Genomic DNA, 13,898 nt, shown 5'->3' on the forward strand with positions numbered 1-13,898 from the left:
TTCAGTCCACCGTGTCTCCCTGCGCCCGCAGCCACGCAGCAGCCTGGGCGGGGGTCCGCAGGCGGATCAGGGTCAGGTGCGGGTGGGCGGCGGCCTGCGCGGGGGTGTCGCGGCGGCGCTGCCAGTGGGTGCGGAAGAACCATCGGACCGGGCCGTCGGGTTGCAGGGCACTGCGCAGCGTCTCACGGTTGCCGTTCCAGAGTTCCTCTCGGGTCACCACGCGGCGCACCGTGCGGGTCAGGACGCGCCAGAACACGACGGGCGCCGTGTAGTCCAGCCACACGAGCGTGTCGGCACGCGCCCAGCCCAGGTCGCGGGCCTTGCTGTAGTTGCCGTCCATGACCCAGGTGTCGGCGGCGGTGAAGGCGGCAACCTGCGCCCGGAACAGCGGCAGCGGCGTTTCCTGCCAGTCCGGCCCATGGTTCCAGGCGTCCTGCTCGCCGTGCGGGACGCCCAGCCGGGAGGCGAGGGCGCGGGCGAAGGTAGTCTTGCCGCTGCCGGTCGTGCCGATCACGATGATTCTGCGCATCCCTTCAGTACAGCAGACCGGGGCAGGCCATCAGCGGCCGGGCGCGAGTTTCAGCAAGCGGCCGCTGGAGTACTCGGCTACGTACAGTTCACCGCGTTCGTCCTCGCCGAAGGTGCTGGGGTTGTCCACGCGGCCCAGGGTGCGTTTCGTCCAGGCCTGACCCCGGGCGGGCGCGGCCCACACGGTGCCGCTGGCGAAGTCCGCGAACACGTACTGGCCTTTCAGGGCGGGAATGGCTGCGCCCCGGTACACGAAGCCGCCCGTGACGCTCTGCCCTTCCTGGCGGCCGTACACCAGCACCGGGTCCACGAAACCCTGCGCGGAGCAGTTCGGCTCGAAGCACTGCCGGCCCTCGCGGGGACGCCAGCCGTAGTTCTCGCCGCCCCGGCTGGCGCGCGGCTGGAAGTCGATCTCCTCGAAGGCGTTCTGGCCGACGTCCGCGATGATCAGGTCGCCGGTCTGCCGGTCGAAGGAGAACCGCCAGGGGTTGCGCAGGCCGTACGCCCAGATGTTCGGGTTCGCGCCCGTGCGGGTCAGGAAGGGGTTGCCGGGCGCGGGTCGGGCGGCCTCGCCGCGCACATCGAAGCGCAGCAGTTTCCCCAGCGGCGAGGAGAGGTTCTGCGCGAGGTTCTGCGGGTCGCCGCCGGACCCGCCGTCCCCCAGGCCCAGGTACAGGAACCCGTCTGGGCCGAAGGCGAGCTGACCGCCGTTGTGGTTCGAGTACGGCTGACGGGCCGTGAACAGCGTCTTCGCGCTGGCCGGGTCGGCGGTCGTGCCGCTGGCAGCCGCCACATAGCGGGCCAGGACGGTGTTTCCGGAGCGGTCGGTGTAATGCACGTACAGGCGGCGGTTGGTCTGGAAGGCCGGGTCGAAGGCCAGCCCCAGCAGGCCGCGTTCGCCGCCCGCGCGGGTCAGGGCACGCAGGTCCAGGAACACCTGCGGCTGCACGCGCCCACCCGTGACGACCCGCACCCGGCCGTCCTGCTGCGTGACGAACAGCCGCCCGGAGCCGTCCCCAGCATGCGTGAGGGCCGTGACCTGCGTCAGGCCGCTCACGAACGGCTGGAAGGTCACGGACGGCGCGGCTGTCTGGGCCGCCGCCCCGGGGCCGGCCAGCAGGACACCGGACAGGAGCAGGCAGGCGCGGGCCGGGAAACGCAGGGTCATGCCCCAGTGTGCCGGGCCGGGCCGCGCCGCAGGGGCCAGAGCGCATGAAGCGCCCTTCATGCCGCTGTGCGCTGCCGCCCACCGGGACGCGCCAGACTGACCCATCCACACCCAGGAGGTACACCATGACTGGACCGTATGACCGTCCGCCCGCTCCCGCGACCGAACCCACCGACCTGCCAGGACCCACCCCCGAGCAGATGCCCGGACGCGGCGACATCGGCGAGATCAGCGACCCGCCCGTGAACCCGGACACGCCGGGGATGCCGGAACCCACCCCCACCGATAACCCCGACACCCCGGGCCTGCCGACACCGTCGCCCATGCCCGCGATGTAAACCCGTCACAGCTTGAAGGGTCAGGAGTCCGCAGTGGATTCCTGACCCTCTGTGCTGTCGTTCAGAGCGTGTGCCCGTGCGCCCGCAGCCACGCGCGGTGGGTCTGCCAGTCGGGCATGAGGCGGGCCACGTGCGCCCAGTAGCGCGGCGAGTGGTTCAGTTCGAGCAGGTGCGCGGCCTCATGCAACGCGACATAGTGCAGGACCGGCAGTGGTGCGCGGCTCAGGCGCCAGTGCAGCCGGATGTCGCCATTCGAGGTGCAACTGCCCCAGCGGCCCCGGGCGCCGGCCACCACCACGCGCCGCAGCCGGCCCTGTGCGCCCAGCTGGGCGGCATACCCGGCCACCAGGGCGCGGTACGGTTCGTGCGCGGCGTGGCGCGTCCAGGCTTCCAGGGCGGCGTCCGGGTGATGGGTGGGCAGGTTCAGCGTGTCGCCGTGCCGGGCGGGGCGGGTCACGCCTTCCGAGAGGCGCAGGGTCAGGGTGTCGCCCAGGAACGCGAGCGACTGGCCGTCCGTCAGTGCCGGAGGCGCCGACGGAATCATCCGGGCGTACTGCGCGAGGTGCCCGGCCACCCAGTCGCGCCGGGCGTCCAGGATCTCCAGCAGTTTCGTGTCGGGCACGCGGGTGGGGGCGTACAGCGTGACCTCGCCGGGTTTCACCTGCAGAGCCACGGTGCGGCGTCTGGCGCTGCGTTTCACGAGCACGGGAATTCCGGCCACCTGCCAGTCGTTCGTGCCTGCCGCGCCGTTCATGCCTGTCAGGAAAGCGCAGTTCGGGCCAGGGCGCCGTGATTCACATCACGCACCCCGGCCCGCTCACTGGCTGGATTTCCGGTCTGGTCTACAGCTGGTTGTAGTTGACGGCGAAGGTGTCGCAGCCGTTGGCGTCTCCGCTCTTGAAGCCCTTGGTGAACCAGTTGATGCGCTGCTGGGCGCTGCCGTGCGTGAACGAGTCCGGCACGACGCGGCTGCCCGACTGGCGCTGCAGGTTGTCGTCCCCGATGGCCTGCGCGGTGTTGATGGCCTCGCGGATGTCCTGCTGGGTCAGTTTCGCCTGGGTCTGCACCTTGTTGCCCCACACGCCGGCGAAGCAGTCGGCCTGGAGTTCCAGGCGCACGCTGTAGCTGTTCGCTTCGGCCTCGGTGCGCGCGCTGCGCTGCTTGCGCTCGACCTGATCGGCGATGCCGAGTTCGTTCTGCACGTGGTGGCCGACCTCGTGGGCAATCACGTACGAATAGGCGAAGTCGCCACCGCCGCCGAGCTGCCGGTCCATCTGCGTGAAGAAACTGGTGTCCAGGTAGATTCTCTGGTCGGCCGGGCAGTAGAAGGGGCCGACGGCCGAATTGGCAGCTCCGCAGGCGCTCTGGGTGCCCTGGGTGTACAGGGTCAGGCGGGGCTCGTTGTACGTGCGGCCCGCCTGCGTGAAGATGCCGTCCCACACCTGATTGGTGCTGCGATAGGTGCTGTTCACGAACTGGTACGCCTCGTCGTCTGCCTGTGGCTGCGCCGACTGCGACTGACTCTGGGTCTGCGTGGTGCCCGTGTCGCCGCCCAGGATCGCGCCGGGGTCGATCCCGAAGAACATGGCGATCAGGGCGATGATCAGGCCCCCGACGCCCCCGACGGCAATGCCGCCGCCGGGCAGGCCGCCCCTGCCGCGCCGGTCCTCGACGTTGCCTCCGCTACCGGGAAGATTTTTCCAGTCCATACAGGCTCGTGTCTCCTTTTCATGGCCGCCCCCCGGCTGCCGGTCCATGCGGCGGGCGGGGTTGCGGGTGGCCCGGGACACAGTGTATGGGGCGCGCGGCCGGTGCTGGCTGACCGCGCCTTTATGGATTCTGGGGGGAGGTGCCCCGCGCCGGGGTCGGGCGGCACCCAGGGCGGGGTCAAACGGATGACGGAACGGCGCGGGCGGGGTGCGTGACGCTCACGCGGGCCGCGCTGCCTTCGGGTCGGACGGTGTCGCTGGGCACGTGCACCAGCAGTTCCTGGCTGTTGTCGAGGCGGACGGTGTACGTGACGTCGTGGCCCTTGAATTCACGGGCGACGATGGTGACGGGCGTGCCCTGCGGGTCGTCCGTGAAGGTCAGGTGCTCCGGGCGGACGCTGACCAGCACCGGGCCGCTGGCCGCCTCGGAGAGCGGCAGGACACCCAGCGCCGTGCGGGCCATGAAGCGGTCGGCGGTGCCGCCCAGCAGGTTGCTGCGGCCCAGGAAGTTCGCCACGAACGCCGTGCCGGGCCGGGCGTACACCTCGTGCGGGGGGCCGCTCTGCTCGACGCGGCCGCCGCGCATGACGACCAGCCGGTCGCTGAACGCCAGCGCCTCCTCCTGGTCGTGCGTGACCAGGATGGCGGTCGTGCCGGCGCGGCGCAGGATGGCCCGCACCTCCTGGCGGGTCGAGTGGCGCAGCTGCGCGTCGAGGTTACTGAAGGGTTCGTCCAGCAGCAGCAGGCTGGGGCGGGGGGCCAGCGCGCGGGCCAGGGCGACGCGCTGCTGCTGCCCGCCACTCAGCTGGTCCGGGCGGCGCGTCTCGAAGACGGTCAGGCCCACCAGGGACAGGGTCTCGCGGGCGCGGGGCAGGCGTTCGTGGCGCGGCAGGTGCCGCAGGCCGAACAGCACGTTCCCCAGCACGTTCAGGTGCGGGAACAGCGCGTAATCCTGAAAGACCAGACCCACGCCGCGCCGTTCGGGGGGCGTGAAGGGCGCGGTGACGATGCGGCCGTCAATGCGGATCTCGCCGCTGTCCGGGCGTTCCAGGCCGGCGATCAGGCGCAGGGTGGTGGTCTTGCCGCACCCGCTGGGGCCCAGCAGGGTCAGCAGTTCGCCGCTCTCCACCCGGAGGTTCAGGTCGTCCACGACGGGCGGCAGGCCCGGCGCGTAGCGTTTACCCAGGCCTACCAGTTCCAGGGTGGCTGGGCGGGTGAGGGGATCGGTCGCGGGGTCGCCCGTCCGGGAGGGTCTGTGGGGGAGTGTGTGGGTCATGCGGGGCCTTCCTGGGTGGGGACCGGCGGCGTGGCCAGTGGCAGGGCTGGTGGGGTGGCCGGTGGGGTGGGGACGGGCGGGCGGGAAGCGCGCGGCGCGCGGCGGTCCTCGCGGCGCAGGATCAGCAGGGTCAGCAGCGCGCCGCTGAGGGCCAGCGCCAGCGCGTAGGGCGCGGCCGAGGCGTACTGCGCCTCCTCGGTGTATGCCCAGACGTTGCGGGAGAGCGTCTCGAAGCCGATGGGTGAGAGCAGCAGCGTGAGCGGCAGTTCCTTGAGCACGCTCAGGAACACGAACGCCGCGCTGACCAGCAGGCCCGGCCGGACGAGCGGGATGGTCACGCGCCGCAGCGTCTGCGCGGCGCTCAGGCCCAGCAGCCGCCCGGCTTCCTCCAGGCGGGGCGTGGCCGTCTGGAGGCTGGTGCGGACCGGGCCGACCGCCTCGGCCAGGAAGTGCAGGGTGTACGCGGCGATCAGCAGCGTGAACGTCTGGTACAGGGACGGCACGACCCGCAGCGTGAAGAACACCAGCGCCAGCGCGAACGCCAGGGGTGGCGTGGCGTACCCCAGGTACGCGGCCCGTTCGGTCAGCCGGGCCAGCGGGCCGCTGTGGCGGCTGCCGATGTACGCCAGCGGGAACGCCAGGGCGGTGGTGGTCACGGCGGCGATGGCGGCGGCCCCCAGCGCGCTCCTGAGGGCTTCCCACAGGCCGCTCCAGGCGAACGGGTTGGTTTCCAGCCGCAGCCAGTACCCGATGGTGCCCAGCGGCACGATCAGGGCCGCGCCGGCCAGCACGGCCAGGAAAGCCCAGGCCAGCGGCGTGGCCCGGCCCAGTGGGACGGTGCGGGGCGGGCGGGTACCGCCGGGGGACACGCGTGACAGGCGCACGCCGCGCATCAGGCGGGCTTCGAGCAGCAGCGCGGCGGCCGTGACCAGCAGCAGCGCCAGCGCCAGCCACGCCGAGTACACCCGGTCGTACGCGGCGGTGTACTGCTGGTAGATGGCGGCGCTAAAGGTGGGAAAGCGCATCAGGCTGACCACGCTGAAGTCCCCCAGCACGTGCAGGGCGATCAGCAGCGCGCCGGACAGCCACGCGGGGCGCAGGTACGGCAGCGTGACCTCGCGGAAGGTCTGCGCGGGCGTGCGGCCCAGCAGCCGGGCGGCGTCCTCCAGGGCGGGGTCCTGGGCGCGCAACGCGGCGTGCAGATTCAGGAACAGGTACGGGAACGTGAACAGCGTCAGGACGCCCAGCGCGCCCCAGTACCCGCCCGGGCCGGGCCAGCGGATGCCGGTCAGGGCGTCGATGGTACCGCCCGCGCCACTCGCGGCGATCATGGCGTACGCGCCCACGTACCCGGGAATGGCCAGTGGCAGCACGCCCAGCAGCATCAGCAGGCGGCGGGGGCGCAGGGTGGTGCGCGCGGCCAGGTATGCCAGCGGCAGCGCGATCAGGGTGGTGCCGGCCAGGACGCCCAGCGTAAGCAGCAGCGTGTTGGCCAGCAGTTCCAGGTTGCGGGCGCGGAACACGATCTCGCGCAGTTCGCTGCTCTCGGCTCCCAGGGCGCGCAGCACCAGGTAGACCAGCGGCAGCAGGACGCCCAGCACGGCCAGCAGGGCCGGGAGCAGCAGCAGGGGGTGGGGTCGGCGTGCGTTCATGGCAGGGGGACAGGCGGGCGGGGCCGCGCAGCCGGGTCACCATAGCAGACCGGATTGGTCGGGATTAGGGCGGGCGTCCCGGCGATTCCCACGCCCGGCCCCGTCAATGCAGGCCGCCGCCCCCCCACGGATCGTGGGTCGGGGCGGCGGTCAGGACTGTAGTCGCGGCTGGGAGATCAGGACTGGGGGATCAGCACTGGGGGATCAGCACTGGGGGATCAGAGCAGGCCGGCGTCGCGCAGCAGTTTCTGGGCCTTGTCGATGTTCTTGGGCAGCACGGTGGGGTCGATGCGGGGGCTGCGTTTGCTCACGTCGCTGTAGGGCAGCATGGTCGTGGGCTGCAGGATGTTCCCGATAACCGGGTACTCGAAGTTCACGCTCAGGAAGAAGGTCTGGGCGTCCTTGGCGACCAGGGCGCTCAGGAAGCGGGCGGCGCTGGCGCTGTTCTTGCTGGTCTTCAGGATGGCCGCGCCCGTGGCGTTGCCCAGGTTGCCGATGTCGCCGTTCTTGAAGAAGTACGTGTCGATGGGGTAGCTCAGGCGGTTCACGCGCTGGATGTAGTAGTGGTTGGTGAGCGCCACGTCGATCTCACCGGCGCGCATGGCCTCAAGCATGCCCACGTTGCTGGTCTTGTAGTCCTTGGGCTGCAGGGCCTTCATGCCCTCGATCCACTGGCGGGTGGTGGCCTCGCCGTACTTGCTGATCATGGCGGCCAGGAAGTCCTGGAAGCTGGGGTAGCTGACGGTCCAGCCGATGCGGCCCTTGAGGCTGGTCATCTTGGGCAGGTCCAGGATGGAGTCGGGCAGAGATTCGGGCTTGATCTTGCCCGTGTTGTACGCCAGGGTGCGGAAGCGGACGGTGGTGGGCAGCCAGGTGCGGTCGTCGGGCAGGTAGTCGCTGCTGACGTTGCGGGTCAGGGCGGTGCCCAGCTTGGTGAACTTGCCTTCCTCGGCCAGTTCGCCGAGCGCGCCGACCGAGTTGCCCCAGTACACGTCGGCGGGGCTCTTGCTGCCTTCCTCGCGCAGGGCGGCGACCAGCTGGGCGTCGGTGCCGTAGCGGACGTTGACCTTGATGCCGGTCTGACGCTCAAACTGCTGCACGACCGGGTCCACGAAGGTCTTGGCGCGGCCGGAGTACACGGTTAGGGTCTTGGCCTGCGCGAGGCTGGTGCCGGCGAGCAGCAGGGCGGTCACGGCAAGGAGGGTACGCTTCATACTCGAAATCCTAAGTAATCAGGTCGGATTAATAAGGTACAAACGTCCCAGGGTAGAGGGGAGCGGAGATACAGCCTCTCCTCTGCCCGGGCCTCAGCGCTCCTCAAGGGCCAGTTCCACCAGACGGGTCACCAGTTCGCTGTACCCGACACCCGCCGCCTCGAACAGCTTGGGGTACATGCTGGTCGTCGTGAAGCCCGGCATGGTGTTCACCTCGTTCAGCAGCAGCTCGCCGGTCTCCTCGACATAGAAGAAGTCCACGCGCGCCAGACCCGCGCAGTCCAGCGCCCGGAACGCCGCCAGGGCCTCCGTACGCACCCGCGCCGCCACCTCGGGCGGCAGCGGGGCCGGAATGTGCATGGTCGCGCGGCCCTCGGTGTACTTCGTCTCGTAATCGTAGAAGTCCGCGTCGAAGCGCAGTTCACCCACCGGACTGGCGATGGGCGCGTCGTTCCCCAGGATGCCCACCTCGACCTCGCGGGGCTTGTGGCTGGTCATGGCTTCCAAGATCACGCGGCGGTCCAGACCGAACGCCAGATTCAGCGCGCCGTCCAGTTCGTCCGGCGTCCCCACCTTGCTGATGCCCACGCTGGAACCCAGGTTCGCGGGTTTCACGAACAGCGGGAAGCCCAGTTCGGCCGCGCGGTCCCGCACGCCCTGCGGGTCCTGCTGCCACTCGCGGCGCACGGCCAGCCGCCACGCCACCTGCGGAATCCCGGCCGATTCCAGCACCTGCTTGGTCATGACCTTGTCCATGCTGACCGCCGACCCCAGCACGCCGCTTCCCACGAACGGAATGCCCGCCAGGGTCAGCAGGCCCTGCACGGTGCCGTCCTCGCCCATCGGGCCGTGCAGCAGCGGGAACACGGCGTCGTACCCCTCGGCGCTCGCCACGCGGTGCAGCACGAGGTCCCCGCCGGTCGCGGCCTCGCCACTCTCGAGCGCACGCTGCGTTTCGGTCGGGGGCAGCCAGCGTCCCTGTTTGCTGATCACCACGGGGGTCACGTCGAACTGGTCCCTGGGCAGGGCGCTGAGGACGCTACGGGCACTCATGAGGCTGACCTCGTGTTCACCGGACTGGCCGCCGGCCAGCAGCAGAATGCGCTTCTTCACGCGGCGCAGTATGCCACGCGCCCCATGCCACGCGCCCAACGCCGCGCGCCGCCGCCCGCCCGGTCTGCTCACAGATGCCAGGAGACAGAGCGCCCCGGACTGGCGAATGCCAGGAAGCCGGACGGACACAGCGCAAAGGGGGACATCCTCACACCACACCCTGCCCGGCTGCGTTATGATGCCCCGCGATAACCCCCAGACAGCCCCGGCACGAGTCAAGCAGACGCTTTACCCGTGCCCTCTGTCGAATCATACCCAGGAGTTCGAATGAAGAAAATCGCTGCCCTCAGCACCCTGCTCATCCTCACCTCCGCGCTCGCCGTCTCCCCCAAGGACACCCTGGTCGTCCAGGAAGCCAGCGACATCCCCACCATGGACCCCGGCGTCACCTACGACACCGCGTCCGGCGCCATCACCGAGAACCTCTACGAGACCCTGCTGACCTACAGCGGCGCGAGCCTCACCAAGCTCGAGCCCCTGCTGGCCACCAAGTGGACCATCAGCAACGGCGGCAAGACCTACACCTTCGACCTGCGCAAGAACGTGAAGTTCCACAGCGGCGGCGCCATGACCTGCGCTGACGCCGAGTACTCCTTCGAGCGTAACCTCGTGACCAACAGCGCCGAGTCCGGCAACTGGTTCATCGCCGAGAGCCTGCTGGGCACCGGCGCCAACGCCAACGACGACAAGACCATCACCTGGGCCCGCATCGACAAGGCCGTCGAGTGCAACGCGGCCGGCCAGCTGGTCTTCAACCTGCCCGCCGTGGACCCCGCCTTCCTGGCGAAACTGGCCTACACCGGCCAGAGCGTCGTGGACAGCAAGTACGCCGCCAAGCTCGGCGAGTGGAGCGGCAAGGAAGCCGACTGGAAGACCTGGGTCGGCAAGGACCTGACCAACAGCAAGCTGAGCCAGGCGCCCAGCGGCACCGGCGCGTACAAGTTCGTCCGTAAGGACGCCAACGCCTTCCTGGCCACCGCCTTCGACGGCTACTGGGGCAAGAAACCCGCCATCAAGAACATCGTGATCCAGAAGGTTCCTGAACTGGCCGCCCGCCAGCAGGCCTTCCTGCGCGGCGACGCCGACATCATCGAAGGCGGCGGCCGCGCCGTGGACGAAGAGCAGATCAAGGGCAAGGCCGGCGTTCTGTGGATCGACAACCTGCCCAACACCGTGTCCACCGCGTTCTTCATGAACGAGAACATCAAGAGCACCGGCCTGCTGGGCAGCGGCAAACTGGACGGCAAGGGCATCCCCGCGACCTTCTTCAAGGACAGCAACGTCCGCCGCGCCTTCAGCTACGCCTTCAACTACCAGCAGTACATCACCGACGTGCAGAACGGCAAGGGCAAACAGCGCACCATGCTGCTGCCCGACACCTTCCCCGGCTACGACGCCAAGATCGGCACGTACAGCTACGACGCCGCCAAGGCCAAGCAGTACTTCCAGCGCGCCTGGGGCGGCCAGGTCTGGAAGAACGGCTTCGTCATGACCGCCAACTACCGCGCCGGCAGCGTGCCCGCGCAGACGGCCATGGAAATCCTGAAGAAGAACGTCGAAGCGCTGAACCCCAAGTTCCGCGTGAACATCCAGGCCAAGCCCTGGAGCGAGATGCTCGCCGACTCCAAGAGCGGCAAGGAAGCCATGATCGTCATCGGCTGGGCACCTGACTACGCCGACCCTGACAACTTCATGTACACCTTCTACTCCAGCAACGGGTACTACTTCCCCCGCAACAACTGGAAAGACGCCCAGGTCGACAAGTGGCTCGAGCAGGCCCGCAACACGGTCAACACCGCCGAGCGTAACCGCCTGTACAGCCTCGTGGGCAAGAAAGCCTACGAGCAGGCCCCGTACATCCTGATGCCCGCCGGCATCGCCTACACCTTCGTGCGCGACAGCCTGACCGGCGTCAGCGCCGCGAACTACAACCCCATGACCTCCTTCAGCAGCACCGGGACCCTCTGGAAGGACCTCGGCAAGAAGTAAGCTGAACCCGGCGTAGGAAACTGCGCGGTGAGGGCGGGGCGGCCCCCAACAGGGTTGCCCCGCCCTCATCATTGTGTTCGGGTCGCGGGTCCTGCGCGGCGTGCTACACGCAGGGTTCCCCTGAGCGGGACATCAGCCCGCTTGACTTTGCGCGCCGGGTCTGTTTTGGTCTAGGCTGATTGATGGTCTAACCCACGTCCATACAACACGCCCGTTTACTGCGTTCCAGCTTCTCTCCCTCCACCGACCCGTGTAAGGTCCGGCCGGAGGCTTCATACCGAGGCCCACATGCTTAATTTCATTGTGCGGCGAGTGCTCCAGATTCCCGTGGTGATGCTCGTCCTTTCCCTGATGATCGTCGGACTGACGCAACTGCTCACGCCTGAGCAGCGCGCCGCGCCGTACATCAAAAGCGAACAGGCGGCCGCCCGCCTGGAACAGATCATCGAACAACGCGGCCTGCGTGACCCCTTCCCGGTCCAGTACGGCCGCTGGCTGTCTTCCACCCTGAAAGGCGACCTGGGCTACTCGAAGGCCAGCAGTCAGGACGTGATCACCACCATCGGTGAGCGCCTGCCCCGCACCCTCGAGCTGACCATCGTGACGGCCATCCCGATCCTGCTGCTCAGCATCTGGCTGGGCACCCTGAGCGCCCTGCACAAGGACAAGTTGATCGATCAGGTCCTACGCGTGCTGGTGGTGCTGGGGTACTCCCTGCCCAGTTTCGTGGTGGGGATCCTGATGCTGGCGGTGTTCTACGCGTACCTGGGCTGGCTGCCGGGCGCCGGGCAGGTCAGCGTGCTGAACACCTTTGCGCTGGGCGACCTGCAACGCTACACCGGCCTGCTGAGCCTGGACGCCGCCCTGAACGGCCGCTGGGACATCGCCTGGGACGTCATTCAGCACCTGATCCTGCCCGCCGCGACCCTGGTGATCGTCCTGAGCGCCAGCATCATCAAGGTCATGCGCAACAACATGCTTGAGGCCCTGACCAGCGATTACGTGCGCACTGCGCGCGCCAAGGGCCTGTCGAGCCGCGTGGTGAACAACAAGCACGCCCGCCGCAACGCCCTGCTGAGCATCGTGACGCTGGGCGGCTTCCTGATCATCGGCCTGCTCAGCGGGTCCCTGATCACGGAAACGATCTTCGCGTACCCCGGCGTGGGCCAGTGGGTCGTGCAGGCCGCCATCGGCGTGGACCTCGCGGCCGTGCTGGGCTTCGCCATGCTGTCGGCCGTGATCGTGGTCGTCGTGAGCACCATCGTGGACATCCTGTACGGCGTGATCGACCCCCGCGTGAGGTTCGACTGATGCCCGCCCAGCCCCACGCCCGCCACGCCACCCGGAGGGACACCCGATGACGACCGCCCCCGCCAAGATCAATCAGCGCAGCTCCTGGCAGCTGTTCTGGACCAGTCCCGCCATGCGCAAGATGCGCCGCAACCCCCTGGCCATCACCGGCCTGATCATCACCCTGCTGTTCGGGCTGGTGGCGCTGTTCGCGCCGCTGATCGCCAAGCCCAGCGGCAACTGCATCCGCGACCTGAACATCACCGAGGCCAGTCAGGTCTACAACCCCCTGAGTGCCCCGTTCTGGCAGGCGACGCTGGCCCCGCCCAAGAGCTGCTACCTGATCGAGCGCCTGAGCTTCCAGCAGCAGCCCAGCCTGCCGAGCGCCGAGGCGCCCTTTGGGACCGTGAACGGCTACAACATCTTCTACGGCCTGATCTGGGGCACCCGCACCGCCCTGAAACTGTCGTTCATCATCGTGGGCATCACCCTGGTGATCGGCGTGATCGTCGGCGCGATCAGCGGCTACTACGGCGGCTGGATCGACAACCTGATCCAGCGGTTCATTGACGTGCTGTTCTCGCTGCCGCCCCTGATCCTGACCGTGGTGATCCTGACGATCCTGCGCGCCCGCCTGATGGGCGGCGGGGCCGATTACGACCCAACGGTGCCGATGGTCGTGGCGTTCTGCGTGACCGGCTGGGCCGGCTACGCCCGCCTGATCCGCGGTGAGGTGCTGCGCACCCGCCAGCTGGAGTACGTGGACGCCGCCCGCAGCCTCGGCGCGCGCGACATGCGCCTGATCCTCAAGCACGTGGTGCCCAACAGCGTGGCTGCCGTGTTCACGACCGCCGTGCTGGACCTCGCGACCGTGCCCCTGAGTATCGCGGGCCTGTCGTTCCTGGGCCTGGGTTTCGAACCCGGTTACTCCGAGTGGGGTCAGCTGGTCGACTTTGCCCGCGCGTGGCTGAAACCCGAGTACTGGTACGTGCTGGTGTACCCGGCCGTGTTCATCGTGCTGTTCAGCCTTGCGTTCAACCTGTTCGGTGACGGCCTGCGCGACGCGCTGGACCCCAAGTCCCGCTGACCCAGCCCCTCCCAGAGACGGACAGGAGAATCCCCCACCGCGCTGTGCAGGTGGGGGATTCTCCTGTCCGTGGAGGACACTGGGTTCAGGTAGCCGGGGACCGCTCCGGGCGCAGCCAGCCGGGCAGTTGCCACCACATCAGCGCGTGCGCCAGCAGGGCCACGCCCCACAGGGCCAGCAGGGCCGCGCCGGAACCCAGGAACGCACAGCCGATCAGGAACGGCACGCCGGGCGCAGTGGCCGCCTGAATCGCGCCGGTCAGGGCCGCCTGCCGCGCGCTCAGGTCCGGGGCCTGCGCCGAGCGGCGGGCCAGGTACGCCGCCACGCCCGCCAGCGCAGCGGCCAGCAGCGCCGCTCCCAGCACCCCGCCCAGGCTGCCCAGTGTCAGGGGGCGCACGGCGGCCAGCAGCAGCCCCAGCGGCAGCCCCGGCAGGGCCAGGGTCGCCAGGGCCAGCAGGTACGCGCGGCGGCAGGCGCGCAGCAGGCCCGCCCGGTCACCCGAGTGCAGGTCGCGGGTCAGGGAGTCCAGCACGC

Annotated in this window: 13 protein-coding genes; 4 read left to right on the forward strand and 9 right to left on the reverse strand. The window is 69.2% G+C overall.

The annotated features are described in order from the left end of the window. Position 1 precedes the first annotated feature (1 nt). Positions 2 to 529, reverse strand: coding sequence for a P-loop NTPase family protein (locus M8445_RS01925; protein ID WP_273989273.1), 528 nt, complete (start codon positions 527 to 529; stop codon positions 2 to 4). A gap of 30 nt (positions 530 to 559) precedes the next feature. Beyond that, entirely contained in the window at positions 560 to 1,696 is a 1,137-nt protein-coding gene (locus tag M8445_RS01930) for a PQQ-dependent sugar dehydrogenase (RefSeq protein ID WP_273989275.1), read from the reverse strand. 125 nt (positions 1,697 to 1,821) lie between these two features. Here M8445_RS01930 and M8445_RS01935 point away from each other — a divergent pair, with 125 nt between their 5' ends. Then, positions 1,822 to 2,034 carry a hypothetical protein gene (locus tag M8445_RS01935; RefSeq protein ID WP_273989277.1) on the forward strand — a complete coding sequence of 71 codons (213 nt, stop codon included), beginning with the start codon at positions 1,822 to 1,824 and terminating at the stop codon, positions 2,032 to 2,034. Between the two features lie 61 nt (positions 2,035 to 2,095). Here the strand turns inward: M8445_RS01935 and M8445_RS01940 are convergent, their stop codons facing one another. The 6 genes from M8445_RS01940 to M8445_RS01965 form a co-directional block, all read right to left on the reverse strand. Then, a complete protein-coding gene (locus M8445_RS01940; RefSeq protein ID WP_273989278.1) occupies positions 2,096 to 2,788 on the reverse strand; it encodes a M48 family metallopeptidase in 693 nt (230 codons plus the stop codon). An 88-nt stretch (positions 2,789 to 2,876) separates the two neighbouring features. Beyond that, positions 2,877 to 3,743 carry a KPN_02809 family neutral zinc metallopeptidase gene (ypfJ, locus tag M8445_RS01945; RefSeq protein ID WP_273989279.1) on the reverse strand — a complete coding sequence of 289 codons (867 nt, stop codon included), beginning with the start codon at positions 3,741 to 3,743 and terminating at the stop codon, positions 2,877 to 2,879. 178 nt (positions 3,744 to 3,921) lie between these two features. Beyond that, a complete protein-coding gene (locus M8445_RS01950) occupies positions 3,922 to 5,019 on the reverse strand; it encodes an ABC transporter ATP-binding protein (protein ID WP_273989280.1) in 1,098 nt (365 codons plus the stop codon). Further along, positions 5,016 to 6,671, reverse strand: coding sequence for an ABC transporter permease (locus tag M8445_RS01955; protein WP_273989282.1), 1,656 nt, complete (start codon positions 6,669 to 6,671; stop codon positions 5,016 to 5,018). The genes M8445_RS01950 and M8445_RS01955 overlap by 4 nt, the downstream gene beginning before the upstream one ends. Before the next feature lie 218 nt (positions 6,672 to 6,889). Continuing rightward, on the reverse strand, positions 6,890 to 7,885 hold the full coding sequence (locus tag M8445_RS01960) for an extracellular solute-binding protein (RefSeq protein ID WP_273989283.1): 996 nt from the start codon (positions 7,883 to 7,885) through the stop codon (positions 6,890 to 6,892). Positions 7,886 to 7,978: 93 nt separating this feature from the next. After that, positions 7,979 to 8,998 carry a D-alanine--D-alanine ligase family protein gene (locus M8445_RS01965; RefSeq protein ID WP_273989284.1) on the reverse strand — a complete coding sequence of 340 codons (1,020 nt, stop codon included), beginning with the start codon at positions 8,996 to 8,998 and terminating at the stop codon, positions 7,979 to 7,981. A gap of 267 nt (positions 8,999 to 9,265) precedes the next feature. Here M8445_RS01965 and M8445_RS01970 point away from each other — a divergent pair, with 267 nt between their 5' ends. The 3 genes from M8445_RS01970 (at position 9,266) to M8445_RS01980 (ending at position 13,364) form a co-directional block, all read left to right on the forward strand. Continuing rightward, positions 9,266 to 10,987 carry an ABC transporter substrate-binding protein gene (locus M8445_RS01970; RefSeq protein ID WP_273989285.1) on the forward strand — a complete coding sequence of 574 codons (1,722 nt, stop codon included), beginning with the start codon at positions 9,266 to 9,268 and terminating at the stop codon, positions 10,985 to 10,987. Between the two features lie 288 nt (positions 10,988 to 11,275). After that, a complete protein-coding gene (locus tag M8445_RS01975; RefSeq protein ID WP_273989287.1) occupies positions 11,276 to 12,298 on the forward strand; it encodes an ABC transporter permease in 1,023 nt (340 codons plus the stop codon). A gap of 46 nt (positions 12,299 to 12,344) precedes the next feature. Further along, a complete protein-coding gene (locus M8445_RS01980) occupies positions 12,345 to 13,364 on the forward strand; it encodes an ABC transporter permease (protein ID WP_273989288.1) in 1,020 nt (339 codons plus the stop codon). An 85-nt stretch (positions 13,365 to 13,449) separates the two neighbouring features. Here the strand turns inward: M8445_RS01980 and M8445_RS01985 are convergent, their stop codons facing one another. Further along, entirely contained in the window at positions 13,450 to 13,896 is a 447-nt protein-coding gene (locus M8445_RS01985) for a hypothetical protein (protein WP_273989289.1), read from the reverse strand. Between the last annotated feature and the right edge of the window lie 2 nt (positions 13,897 to 13,898).

Origin of the sequence: Deinococcus aquaticus (assembly GCF_028622095.1) — a bacterium.
In the GTDB taxonomy this organism is placed as follows: domain Bacteria; phylum Deinococcota; class Deinococci; order Deinococcales; family Deinococcaceae; genus Deinococcus; species Deinococcus aquaticus.

Bases quoted from the DNA above. Each gene is read 5' to 3' on its own strand.
- M8445_RS01925 (WP_273989273.1), bottom strand. From the start codon at position 529: ATGCGCAGAATCATCGTGATCGGCACGACCGGCAGCGGCAAGACTACC.
- M8445_RS01930 (WP_273989275.1), bottom strand. From the start codon at position 1,696: ATGACCCTGCGTTTCCCGGCCCGCGCCTGCCTGCTCCTGTCCGGTGTC.
- M8445_RS01935 (WP_273989277.1), top strand. From the start codon at position 1,822: ATGACTGGACCGTATGACCGTCCGCCCGCTCCCGCGACCGAACCCACC.
- M8445_RS01940 (WP_273989278.1), bottom strand. From the start codon at position 2,788: ATGAACGGCGCGGCAGGCACGAACGACTGGCAGGTGGCCGGAATTCCC.
- ypfJ (WP_273989279.1), bottom strand. From the start codon at position 3,743: ATGGACTGGAAAAATCTTCCCGGTAGCGGAGGCAACGTCGAGGACCGG.
- M8445_RS01950 (WP_273989280.1), bottom strand. From the start codon at position 5,019: ATGACCCACACACTCCCCCACAGACCCTCCCGGACGGGCGACCCCGCG.
- M8445_RS01955 (WP_273989282.1), bottom strand. From the start codon at position 6,671: ATGAACGCACGCCGACCCCACCCCCTGCTGCTGCTCCCGGCCCTGCTG.
- M8445_RS01960 (WP_273989283.1), bottom strand. From the start codon at position 7,885: ATGAAGCGTACCCTCCTTGCCGTGACCGCCCTGCTGCTCGCCGGCACC.
- M8445_RS01970 (WP_273989285.1), top strand. From the start codon at position 9,266: ATGAAGAAAATCGCTGCCCTCAGCACCCTGCTCATCCTCACCTCCGCG.
- M8445_RS01975 (WP_273989287.1), top strand. From the start codon at position 11,276: ATGCTTAATTTCATTGTGCGGCGAGTGCTCCAGATTCCCGTGGTGATG.
- M8445_RS01980 (WP_273989288.1), top strand. From the start codon at position 12,345: ATGACGACCGCCCCCGCCAAGATCAATCAGCGCAGCTCCTGGCAGCTG.